Source organism: Streptomyces sp. NPDC007991 (genome assembly GCF_042958445.1).
GTDB lineage: Bacteria > Actinomycetota > Actinomycetes > Streptomycetales > Streptomycetaceae > Streptomyces.
Genome location: NZ_JBIBJD010000005.1, coordinates 363,672 through 375,050 on the forward strand (window position 1 = coordinate 363,672; position 11,379 = coordinate 375,050).

Sequence of the window (11,379 nt, forward strand, 5' to 3'; positions counted from 1 at the left end):
GGCAGCGGCCCATTACCGGTTGTGGGGGGGGGGGGGGGGGGGGGCCCCCCGGGGCCCGGGGGGGGGGGGGGGGGCCCCCCCCCCCACCGCCGCGCCCCCTCCCGGCTCCCTCTGGTTCGACGACCCGGCCGTCACCGTGAAGAACGGCCGCTTCACCGACGCCTCCGGCCGCGAGGTCGTCCTGCGCGGCTACAACGTCTCCGGCGAGACCAAGCTCGCGGAGAACAAGGGCCTGCCCTTCGCCTCCGTCGCCGACGCCCGCAAGTCGGCGACCGCCCTGCGCGCCCTCGGCGGCGGCAACACCGTCCGCTTCCTGCTCTCCTGGGCCTACGCCGAGCCCGAGCGCGGCACGGTGGACACCGCCTACCTGGCCGCCGCCACCGACCAGATGAAGGCCTTCCTCGACGCCGGCATCCGCGTCTACCCCGACTTCCACCAGGACCTCTACTCCCGGCACCTGTTCGACGCCGACAGCTGGTACACCGGCGACGGTGCGCCCAAGTGGGCCGTGGACGCCGGGAACTACCCGGACGAGTCCTGCGGGATCTGCCTCTTCTGGGGGCAGAACATCACCCAGAACGAGGCCGTGAAGCGGGCCACGTACGACTTCTGGCACAACGCGCACGGCGTGCAGGACGCCTTCCTCGCCACCGCCGAGAAGACCATGGCGTATGTCGAACAGCACCTGAGCGCCGACCAGTTCAAGGGCATCGCCGGCTTCGACCCCTACAACGAGCCGCACGCGGGCGTCTACGACTCCGGGCAGACCAGCCGCGCCTGGGAGAAGGACGTGCTGTGGCCGTTCTTCGAGAAGTTCCGGGCCCGCATGGACGCGGCCGGCTGGCGTGACAAGCCCGCCTTCGTGGAACCGAACCTCTTCTGGAACGCCAACCTCGACTTCCAGAAGCAGGAAGGCGGCCTGCTCGACGCCGGAAAGCTCGGCCCGCGCTACGTCTTCAACACCCACTTCTACGACCAGAAGGCCATCTCCGGCGTCTTCATGTGGGGCAAGGCGGCCGACGGCCAGTACACGGGCGACTTCCGCACGGTCCGCGACCGGGCCGCCACCGCGCAGACCGCCGCCGTCGTCAGCGAGTTCGGGCACCCGCTGGCGGGCAACGTCTCCGACAAGGCGCCCACCGTCCTCAAGGCGATGTACCAGGCCCTCGACTCCCGCGTGAAGGGAGCCGACTGGTGGTCCGACCCGGCGGCCTCGGGGCCCGTGCTCTCCGGCTCGCAGTGGCAGTGGGACATCTACAACGGCCGTCACCGCGAGCTGATGAACGGCAACCCCGACAAGGTGCTCACCGCCGGTGACGCCTGGAACGACGAGGACCTGTCCGCCGTACGCCTCGACGACTCGGGCAAGCCGGTGCTGCGCCAGGACGCCCGGCTCCTGGACCGCCTCTACCCGAGCGCCACGGCCGGCACGACGGTCGGCTTCACCTACGAGGACCGCTCCCGGGACGGTTCGACGACCCTGACCTGGAACCCGGTGCCGAACTCGCTGCCGAACGTGAAGCGGCTGGTGGGCTCCGGACAGTACGGGCTGCTGCTGTGGCGCTCGGACGGCGGCCGGGCACCCACCGAACTGCACCTGCCGGCGAGCTTCCCGACCGCCTCCACCACGGTCGTGTCCGACCTGGGCACGTCCCACGTCCCGCCCGCGTACACCTCGACGACCCCGGTCGGTGTGGCCCAGGAGCCCGGCGGCACGGGAAGCCGCCGCCTGCTGCTCACCGCGCCGGACGCGGGCGTCCTGCACTACGCGCTGGTGACCAACGGGGCGACGGCTCCCTCGGCGGATCTGCTCGCCGCGGCCCGCTCCGAGCTGGCGGCCTGGGCGGCGAAGGAGGTCAGCTAGCCGACGGGCTCGTCCAGCCGGCCTCCACCTGACCGAGCCGGACGCGCTGCGGGTGGTCCCCGACCGGCACGGACACGGTCTTCTTCCCGGTGGCGAAGTCGATGGCCGTGACCTGGTCGGAGCCGCTCTCGGAGATCACGCAACTCCTGCCGTCACCGCTGACCGTGGCCCAGTAGGGCTTGGCGGCGGTGACGAGCGGGCCCTCCTGGAGGGTGGTGCGGTCCACGACCGTGGCGTAGTCGTCCATGGTTCCCGCGACGCACAGCTTCTTGCCGTCCGGGCTCATCGAGAGGCCGTGGTGGCGTGAGTCGTTGACGAAGGTGGTGCGGTCGTCGCCGGTCGCCGGGTTCTTCGGCAGGGTCTTCGTACGGGTGATCTTGTCGGAGGCCAGGTCGTACTCGAAGAAGCCGTTGAAGAACGACACCTGGAAGTACAGCTTCGACTCGTCCGGCGAGAACACCGCCGGCCGGACCGCGTCGGAGAAGTCCTTCAGGCCGATCGCGTCCAGGCGCGAGCGCATGTCGATGACCTTGACCTGCTGGTACGTGGTCGCGTCGATGACGGTGATGCGGCGGTCGCCCTTCGTCCAGTCCAGCCACGGGGCGTCGGTCTGCGTGTTCACGTCGCCGATCGACATGTTGTAGATGTACTTGCCGTCCTTGGTGAAGATGTTCTCGTGCGGCTTGTCACCGGTGGTGGCCTTGCCGAGCTGCTTGCCGGTCTCGATGTCCAGGACGTGCACGGCGTTGCCGGTGGACGCCGACACGGCGACCCGTTTGCCGTCGGGGGAGACGGCCATGTGGTCGGCGCGGAAACCGGACACCGGGAAGCGCCAGTTGATCCGCCCGGAGGCGAGGTCGATCGACACGACGTCGGCGAAGCTGGGCCGGGAGACGACCACCGACCTCCCGTCCGGCGTGGAGTACATGTCGTCGACGAACTGGTCGTGTCCCTCGCCGACGCTGTTGCGGATCGTCATGAAGGCGATCCATCTGATCGGATCGGCGTTGATCTCCGCCATCCGCTCGTCCTTGTCGGGGACGACGTCGATCCGGCCGATCTTCGCGAAGTCCCCGGTGGACTTGATGACTTCGGCGGTGCCGTCCCAGTTGTTGCCCACGAACAGCACCTGGCGCAACGCGGCGGGGGCGTCGGGGGCGTCCGCGTGGGCGGCGGTCGCGGGAACGGTGGCGGTCAGCGCCAGGGCGGCGGTCAGGGAGCACAGGTGCCGTCGTCGGAATGCGGGCATGGCTGATCCCTCCTCTGCGGGTGGGGTGAGGAATCTGAACACACGTACTTTCAGAGTCAACTTACTGCAAAGTAAGGAAGGGGTCGCCTTTTCCACAAGACCGCGGCCACGACAAAATCGCGTGCGACCGAAGACGGGTGTTCGGGCGAAGATGGTGTTCGAGCGACAGAGGGGGAGCCGGTGCCGGGCAGACTCAGAGCGCCGACCGGCCGCTACGGCGGCAAGAGTGCCGAGGAGCGGCAGGCCGAGCGACGCCGGCGGTTCCTGGACGCCGCGCTCCACCTGTTCGGCGACACCCCCGGCTTCCGCGCCACCACCGTCGCGGCCCTCAGCGAGGCGGCCGGGCTGTCGACCCGTCAGTTCTACGAGGAGTTCCGCACCCTGGAGGACGTCCTCGCGGCCCTGCACCTGAGGGTCAACGACTGGGCCGAGGCGGCGGTGCTGGAGGCGGCGGCCGGTGCGGCGGACCTGCCGCTCGTCGAGCGCGCGACCGCCATCTTCCGCGCCTACGCCGGTAACCTCGCCGCCGATCCGCGCCGGATCCGCATCACCTTCGTCGAGATCATCGGCGTCAGCCCGCGCCTGGAGGAGCAGCGGCTCGCCCGCCGGGCCGGCTGGGTCGACCTCATCTGCGCCGAGGCCCGGGCTGCCGCCGCGCGCGGGGAGGCGGCACCCCGCGACTACCGCCTCGCGGCGACGGGTTTCATCGGCAGCGTCAACGGCCTGCTGCACGACTGGAGCGCCGGCTGGGTCGACGCGACGCTGGACGAGGTCGTCGACGAACTCGTCCGTCAACTGCTGGGGATCCTGCGACCCCCGGGGTGGAGCCCGCCCTGAGGAAGTGGTGGCGGAGGTTGTTGACCGCGCCGAGGCCGCTCAACTGCCCGGCCTCCTCGGTCAGTCGGTGGCGGGGGCCTGACACCGGCCGGCTCGCCGCGGGGCCCTAGACCGACACCAGCACCACGAGGTCCGCCGCCACCAGCAGCGTGAAGCCCAGCAACAGAACGGCCAGCAATCGTGCGCGGAGCCTGCGGTACGCCGCCTCGTACTCGCCGCGCAGTTCCCGCCCGCGCCGCGCCGTCCGCTGCCAGGAGGCCCGGGCGAGGGCGAGGTGCTCCGCCGCGAACAGCCGTTCCACCTCCTCCCGTCCGGCCTCCGGCAGCCGGTCGAGCCCGGCGGCGAAACGCGCGGCGGCCGCACGGGCCTCCTCGTGCGCGGCGGCGGCGAGCAGATGACCCTCGACCTCGTTGTGGAACGCCCGCAGGTCCACGTCCACGGGCAGGCCCTCCTTGGCGGTCATCGCAGCGTCAACTCCCGCTCCGCCGCCGCGACGTCCGTATGGTGCAGGTCGAACGCCGGGGACTCGCTGCGGATCCGTGGGAGCACGACGAAGTTGTGCCGGGGCGGCGGGCAGGAGGTGGCCCACTCCAGGGAGCGGCCGTAGCCCCACGGGTCGTCGGCCGTGACCCGCTCGCCGTACTTCGCCGTCTTCCAGACGTTGTAGAAGAACGGCAGCATCGACATGCCGAGCAGGAACGAACTGATCGTCGACACCGTGTTGAGGGTCGTCAGGCCCTCCACCGCCAGATAGTCGGGGATCCGGCGCTGCATGCCCTGCGCGCCCAGCCAGTGCTGGACGAGGAACGTGCCGTGGAAGCCGATGAACAGCGTCCAGAAGGTGATCTTGCCGAGGCGCTCGTCCAGCATCCTGCCGGTGAACTTCGGCCACCAGAAGTGGAAGCCGGAGAACATCGCGAACACGACCGTCCCGAAGACGACGTAGTGGAAGTGCGCGACCACGAAGTACGAGTCGGAGACGTGGAAGTCGATCGGCGGCGAGGCCAGCAGCACGCCCGTGAGCCCGCCGAACACGAACGTGATGAGGAAGCCGGTCGCCCACAGCATCGGTGTCTCGAAGGACAGCGAGCCCTTCCACATGGTGCCGATCCAGTTGAAGAACTTCACACCGGTCGGGACCGCGATCAGGAAGGTCATGAAGGAGAAGAACGGCAGCAGCACACCGCCGGTGACGTACATGTGGTGCGCCCACACCGTCACGGACAGACCCGCGATCGCGATGGTCGCGCCGATCAGACCCGTGTAACCGAACATCGGCTTGCGGGAGAAGACCGGGATGACCTCGGAGATGATCCCGAAGAACGGTAGCGCGATGATGTACACCTCTGGATGGCCGAAGAACCAGAAGAGGTGTTGCCACAGCAACGCCCCGCCGTTGGCGGAGTCGAAGACGTGCGCACCGAACTTGCGGTCCGCCTCCAGGGCGAACAGGGCCGCGGCCAGGACCGGGAAGGCCAGCAGGACCAGCACACCGGTCAGCAGCACGTTCCAGGTGAAGATCGGCATGCGGAACATCGTCATGCCCGGGGCGCGCATGCAGATGATCGTGGTGATGAAGTTGACCGAGCCGAGGATGGTGCCGAAGCCGGAGAAGGCCAGACCCATGATCCACATGTCGGCGCCGATGCCCGGCGAGCGGACCGCGTCCGAGAGCGGGCTGTAGGCGAACCAGCCGAAGTCGGCCGCGCCCTGCGGCGTCAGGAAGCCGCCCACCGCGATGAGCGAGCCGAACAGGTACAGCCAGTAGGCGAACATGTTCAGCCGGGGGAAGGCCACGTCCGGCGCGCCGATCTGCAGCGGCATGATCCAGTTCGCGAAGCCGGCGAACAGCGGCGTCGCGAACATCAGCAGCATGATCGTGCCGTGCATCGTGAACGCCTGGTTGAACTGCTCGTTCGACATGATCTGCAGACCGGGCCGGGCGAGCTCGGCGCGCATGAGCAGCGCCATCACGCCGCCGATGACGAAGAACGCGAACGACGTGGCCAGGTACAGCGTGCCGATCGTCTTGTGATCCGTGGTCGTCAGCCACTTCAGGTGCCTCATGCCCCGCCTGTGTCCGCGCCCCGCCCGGGCGTCACACTTTCCCGACGCGACGAGAATCACCGAAACGCGCGTGACGATCGAGAAGGTGCCGGACACGAACGGGACATGAGCAACGACGAGATCTTCGCCGCTGCCTACCGCGAGCACTACTGGGCGGTCAGCCGCTATGTCGCGCGGCGACTGGACGGGCGGGCCGGCGAGGTGGAGGAAGTGGTGGCGGAGGTGTTCACGGTCGCCTGGCGGCGCCGGGCCGACCTGCCCTCCTCCCCGCTGCCCTGGCTGTACGGCGTGGCACGCAACTGCCTGGCCAACGCGGTGCGCGGCCACGGACGCCGCCGCCGGCTCGTCGACCGGCTCGGCAACGACCACACCGCCCACGGGCGGCACATCGCGGCGGGCCCCGACGCCGACACCCCCGGTGCCTGGGTGCACGAGGCACTCGCCCGGCTCTCCGCGGCCGACCAGGAGGTGCTGCGCCTGACCGCCTGGGAGGAACTCGGCATCGACGAGGTCGCGATCGTCCTCGGCTGCGGCAGACGGGCCGCGGCGATGCGGTTGCACCGGGCCCGCCGCCGCCTCAGAGCCGAGATCGACGGGACGCGCCCCTGGGACATGGCGGACACGGGGCACTCATCGGGGGAGGGGAACCGGCGATGACCGACATCCTCCCCGCGACCGCGACCGCGACCGCGCAGGGCGACGGCCCACCGACGCCGCGCCTCACGAGCGCAGCGGACGCGCGTGCTCCTCGAACCACGCCCCCGGCCCCCCGCCCCGCCCGGCCCCCGCGCCCCCTGCCCGCCGCCGCCCACGTGACCGCCCCTAAGGAACACGGCCATGGCTGACGAACTCGAACTGCTGCGCGGTGCCAACCCGGTGCCGTCCGACGGCCCCCACTTCGGCGACGGCCCCCTGGACCACGGCGCCGAGCGCCGGCTGGAGCGGCTGCTGCGGGAGCGGCCGCCGAGCCGTCTGAGGGAGCGGCTGGTGCCCGGCACGGGCCGGCCCCGGCTGGCGTGGGGGCTCGTCGCCACAGCCGTCGTCGCCGCCCTGGCGCTGACCCTCGTACTGAGCGGCCCGAACACCACACCGGCGGTCGCCGCACCCCGTCCGCTGGTGGTGCAGACCGGCTCCACACCCCTGCCCCTGAACCGGCTGGCCGAGCGCGCCGAACAGGCCGCCGCCGACGGCTCGCCCCGTCTGCGCAAGGGCACGCACGTGCAGTCCTGGAGCATGGGCATGTCGGACGACAAGCCCCCGATCACCGTGCCCGAGGAGCGCATCGTGCGCTGGCGGGCCGACGGCAGTCACACGGAGCTCGTCGTCGCGACCGACCCGAGACATCCGGGCCGTCCCGTCCTCTCCGGCGCGGGCGGCGAGCCGCACCTCGTCGACGACGGGCACGTGCTGAGCGACCAGACCTATCCGCCGAGCTGGAGCGACGCCCCGCCCGAGTCCCCGCCGCCGCACGACCCCGCCCGGCTGCGCGCCTATCTGACGCAGGCCCAGTACTCGGACACGCCGCTGACCACGCCCCAACTGCTGGACGCCGTCAAGGTGCTGCTCGACCACTGGACCCTCGGCGCCCCGGAGACCGCGGCCCTGGCCCGCCTCCTGGCCGGCACGGAGGGGCTGCGGCCCGTCGGCCAGGTGACCGACCGCCTCGGGCGACGCGGTCAGGCGTACGTGTACGACGGTCCCGGCGCCCACCACATGCTGATCATGAACCCGGTCACCGGCGCCGTCCTCGGCCTGGAGACCACCTTCTCCACCGCTGAACCCGAATACGGCGTCCGGAAGGGCGACGTCATGTCGTACAGCGCCTGGATGCGCTGATCACACCCCGGGCACACCGAGCTGCCGGGCGGCGGCGTCCACGGTCTGTTCCAGCAGCGTCGCGATGGTCATCGGGCCGACCCCGCCCGGCACCGGCGTGATCAGCGAGGCCCGCTCCACGGCGGAGTCGAAGTCGACGTCACCGACGTTGCCGGCGTTGTACCCGGCGTCGATCACGACGGCGCCCGGCTTGACGTCCTGGCCGCGGATCAGCCGGGGCCGCCCCACCGCGGCCACCACGATGTCCGCCTCGCGCACGGCCGCCGACAGGTCCCGGGTGCGCGAGTGGCAGTAGGTCACCGTCGCGTCCCGGGCGAGCAGCAGCATGCCGACCGGCTTGCCCAGGATCGCGCTGCGGCCCACGACCACGGCCCGCCGGCCGGCCGGTTCGACGCCGTACTCGTCGAGCAGCCGCATGATCCCGCCGGGTGTGCAGGAGACGAAGCCCGGCAGGCCGAAGCTCATCGTCGCGAAGGAGGCGAAGGTGACCCCGTCGACGTCCTTCCCGGGCGCGATCGCCTCGAACGCGGCCCGCTCGTCGATGTGCTCGCCCATCGGGTGCTGGAGGAGGATCCCGTGCACGCCGGGGTCGGCGGAGAGAGCCTGGATCGTGCCGACGAGCTCCTCGGTGGTCGTGGTGGCGGGCAGCGCCACGTGCCGGGAGGTGATGCCGGCGGTGCGGCAGCGGTTCTGCTTCATCCGGACGTAGGTGACGGACGCCGGGTCCTCGCCGACCAGGACCGTCGCGAGGCACGGTGCCGTGCCCGTCCGTTCGGTGAGGCCGGCGGCGCGCTCGCCGGTCTCCCGCAGTATCCGCCGGGCGAGCGAGGTGCCGTCCATGAGCCGTGCCTGCGACATGATCCACTCCTGGGCTGGTGTGCTGCTTCGCCCAGGCGCACGGCAACGATCTCTGCGAGGCCGCTCCCCGGTGGTGCTCCACCTCAGCGCCAGTCACGGCCCGGCCCCCACCCTAACCGAGCCCCCCGCATGTCTCTCTTACTCGTCCCAGGCCTGGACCAGGGTCTGCTCGGCGATCTTGCCGTCCCGCAGCGAGAGCATGGACTCGGACAGGACGCGCACACCGTCCGCGTACCGGCAGCTCTCGCTGTAGGCGGCCTCGTCGCCCTGGATGACGCACCGCTCCAGCTTGTGCGTCATGTCGCGGCTGTAGACGTCCTCCAGCATCCGGCTGATCTCGTCCCGGCCGTGCAGGACCTTGGGGTGGCTGGGCTGGGTCGTGTGGTCGACGATGCGGAACTCCGCGTCGTCCGCGTAGAGCGAGAGCAGAAGGTCCGGGCTCTGTTCCACACCCTGGCGCAGGGTCTCTCTGTCGAAGGCGGGGTCTGCCGCGGTTCCCATGATGACCTCCTTCGAAGGGCCCCGACCCGGTCGGGAGCGGGCCGCGAGGAGCCTCTCCAGTCGAGCCTCCTCCCGTGCGGCGCGCTCGGCAAACGCAGGCAAGCGCAGCCGGGACGCCGGGCCTTACCGGGTGAGCGGACCCACGCTGACCGTGAGCGCATCCCCGCCGAGCACAGGACGAGAGGACGAGATCTGTGTGAGGGACGCCCCGATCCGGGCGGCCCCGACACCCGCCCGGGCTCAGTCCGCCGAGGCCAGGAACTGGGTCGCCGCCAGCTCCGCGTACAGCGGGTCGGCGGCCAACAGCTCACGGTGCGTGCCGACCGCCTTGACCCGCCCCGCGTCCATCACCACGATCCGGTCGGCCATGGTCACCGTGGACAGCCGGTGCGCCACCACGAGGACCGTGGTCGTACGGGCCACGTCCGCGACGGTGTCGCGCAGCGCCGCCTCGTTGACCGCGTCCAGCTGCGAGGTCGCCTCGTCGAGCAGCAGCAGCCGGGGGCGGCGCAGCAGCGCCCGGGCGATGGCGACCCGCTGCCGCTCACCGCCCGACAGCTTGGTGCCGCGATGTCCGACGAGCGTGTCGAGGCCGGCGGGCAGCCGGGCGACCAGGCCGTCGAGACGGGTGGTCTTCAGCACTCGGGCGAGGGCGTCGTCGTCCGCCTCCGGATTGCCCAGCAGCAGGTTGTCCCGCAGGGAGCCCGACAGGACCGGAGCATCCTGCTCCACATAGCCGATCGCCGCGCGCAGCTGCGTCAGCTCCCAGTCGGCGAGGTCGCGCCCGTCGAGCGTGATCACCCCGGATTCCGGATCGTAGAACCGCTCGATGAGCGAGAAGACGGTGGTCTTGCCGGCGCCGGAGGGGCCCACGAACGCCGTCATGCCCTGCGCGGGCACGGCGAACGTCACGCCGTGGTGGACGTACGGCAGATCGTCGGCGTAGCGGAAGCGGACGTCGTCGAAGGCGAGCGCGGCGGGCTGCGCGCCGGGGGAGGGGAGCGGGGCGGCAGCCGCCGTGGGTTCGGCCGGCAGGAGCAGCGCCTCCTGGATGCGGGTGAGGGCGGCGGCGCCCGTCTGGTACTGCGTGACGGCGCCGACGACCTGCTGTATCGGCGACATCAGATAGAAGACGAACAGCAGGAACGCCACCAGCGTGCCCACGTCGATCGCCCCGGTCGCCACCCGCGCGCCGCCCACCGCGAGCACCGTGATGAAGGCGATCTGCATGGCGAGCCCCGCCGTGTTGCCCGCGGCCGCCGACCACTTGGCGGCCCGCACGCTCTGCCGCCACGACTCCTGCGCCGCCTCGTGCAGCGTGCGCTCCTCCCGGTGCTCGGCACCGGACGCCTTCACGGTGCGCAGGGCGCCGAGGATCCGCTCCAGCGAGGCGCCCATGACGCCCACCGCGTCCTGCGCCTGCCGGCTGGCCTTGTTGATGCGGGGCACGATCACGCCGAGGATCACGCCCGCGCCCAGGATCACGGCCAGGGTGACGCCCAGCAGCACGGGCTCCACCAGGCCCATCATCACCACCGTGGCGACGAGCGTGAGCCCGCCCGTGCCCAGCCCGACCAGCGAGTCTGTGGTGACCTCGCGCAGCAGGGTGGTGTCGGAGGTGATCCGGGCCATCAGATCGCCCGGCTCGGTGCGGTCCACGGCCCCGACGCGCAGCCGCAGCAGATACGACGACAGCGAGCGCCGTGCACCGAGCACCACCGACTCGGCGGTGCGCCGCAGCACGTACGAACCCAGCGCCCCAACCGCCGCGTTGGCCACGACCAGGGCCGACATCAGCAGCAGCGCGCCTGTGATGGCCCGGTCGTGCGCCAGGTCGTCGATCAGGCCCCGCGCCACCAGCGGCAGCATCAGCCCGGTCGCGCCGGTGACCAGCGAGAGCACGGCACCGGCGAACAGGGACCGGCGGTGCGGCCGTACGTATCCGAGGAGCAGCCGCCAGGCGGGCGTGCCGGTGTCGGTCTCAGCGAGGCTCACGTCGCTCCTTCGGCGTCGGGCGGAGCTGTCAGGTTACGGGGGCCGCCGGTGCGGTGCCCGGCGTTTTCCCCGCAGCGCGTGAGCTGGTGATTCGGCGCCGCGGGTGGCCGATCCGCATCCCTTACCGATCAGTCGCGCGTAGGGTCGGAACGGAAGGCATCCGGGCCGACGA

At 71.3% G+C, this 11,379-nt stretch carries 10 protein-coding genes and 1 riboswitch; of the genes, 4 read left to right on the forward strand and 6 right to left on the reverse strand.

The window, feature by feature from the left end; translation table 11 throughout:
- Positions 1–136 precede the first annotated feature (136 nt).
- On the forward strand, positions 137–1,864 hold the full coding sequence (locus ACFZDA_RS16265) for a cellulase family glycosylhydrolase (RefSeq protein ID WP_391081002.1): 1,728 nt from the start codon (positions 137–139) through the stop codon (positions 1,862–1,864).
- Here ACFZDA_RS16265 and ACFZDA_RS16270 read toward each other — a convergent pair.
- Positions 1,857–3,113: a PQQ-binding-like beta-propeller repeat protein gene (locus tag ACFZDA_RS16270; protein ID WP_391081004.1), complete on the reverse strand. Its 1,257-nt coding sequence runs from the start codon at positions 3,111–3,113 to the stop codon at positions 1,857–1,859. The genes ACFZDA_RS16265 and ACFZDA_RS16270 overlap by 8 nt on opposite strands.
- Before the next feature lie 180 nt (positions 3,114–3,293).
- Here ACFZDA_RS16270 and ACFZDA_RS16275 point away from each other — a divergent pair, with 180 nt between their 5' ends.
- Positions 3,294–3,950 (forward strand): TetR family transcriptional regulator, encoded by a 657-nt coding sequence (locus ACFZDA_RS16275; protein WP_391081006.1) that lies wholly within the window; start codon positions 3,294–3,296, stop codon positions 3,948–3,950.
- Positions 3,951–4,056: 106 nt separating this feature from the next.
- Here ACFZDA_RS16275 and ACFZDA_RS16280 read toward each other — a convergent pair whose 3' ends face one another.
- Complete coding sequence (locus ACFZDA_RS16280; protein WP_391081009.1) at positions 4,057–4,413, reverse strand: hypothetical protein; 357 nt, start codon at positions 4,411–4,413, stop codon at positions 4,057–4,059.
- Positions 4,410–6,017, reverse strand: a complete 1,608-nt coding sequence (gene ctaD, locus ACFZDA_RS16285; RefSeq protein WP_391081012.1) for a cytochrome c oxidase subunit I — start codon at positions 6,015–6,017, stop codon at positions 4,410–4,412. The genes ACFZDA_RS16280 and ctaD overlap by 4 nt, the downstream gene beginning before the upstream one ends.
- A 105-nt stretch (positions 6,018–6,122) precedes the next feature.
- Between ctaD and ACFZDA_RS16290 the strand changes: the two genes are divergently transcribed.
- Both ACFZDA_RS16290 and ACFZDA_RS16295 read left to right on the forward strand, forming a co-directional pair.
- Positions 6,123–6,674, forward strand: coding sequence for a sigma-70 family RNA polymerase sigma factor (locus tag ACFZDA_RS16290; protein ID WP_391081015.1), 552 nt, complete (start codon positions 6,123–6,125; stop codon positions 6,672–6,674).
- 180 nt (positions 6,675–6,854) lie between these two features.
- Positions 6,855–7,853: a CU044_5270 family protein gene (locus ACFZDA_RS16295; protein ID WP_391081018.1), complete on the forward strand. Its 999-nt coding sequence runs from the start codon at positions 6,855–6,857 to the stop codon at positions 7,851–7,853.
- Here ACFZDA_RS16295 and ACFZDA_RS16300 read toward each other — a convergent pair whose 3' ends face one another.
- From ACFZDA_RS16300 to ACFZDA_RS16310, 3 genes are all read right to left on the reverse strand, one after another.
- Positions 7,854–8,711, reverse strand: a complete 858-nt coding sequence (locus ACFZDA_RS16300) for a tetrahydrofolate dehydrogenase/cyclohydrolase catalytic domain-containing protein (protein ID WP_391081021.1) — start codon at positions 8,709–8,711, stop codon at positions 7,854–7,856.
- Positions 8,712–8,733: 22 nt separating this feature from the next.
- Positions 8,734–8,818, reverse strand: a riboswitch (ZMP/ZTP riboswitch).
- Positions 8,819–8,849: 31 nt separating this feature from the next.
- Positions 8,850–9,212 (reverse strand): nuclear transport factor 2 family protein, encoded by a 363-nt coding sequence (locus ACFZDA_RS16305; protein ID WP_391081024.1) that lies wholly within the window; start codon positions 9,210–9,212, stop codon positions 8,850–8,852.
- A 240-nt stretch (positions 9,213–9,452) separates the two neighbouring features.
- Positions 9,453–11,207, reverse strand: coding sequence for an ABC transporter transmembrane domain-containing protein (locus ACFZDA_RS16310; RefSeq protein WP_391081027.1), 1,755 nt, complete (start codon positions 11,205–11,207; stop codon positions 9,453–9,455).
- Positions 11,208–11,379 lie beyond the last annotated feature (172 nt).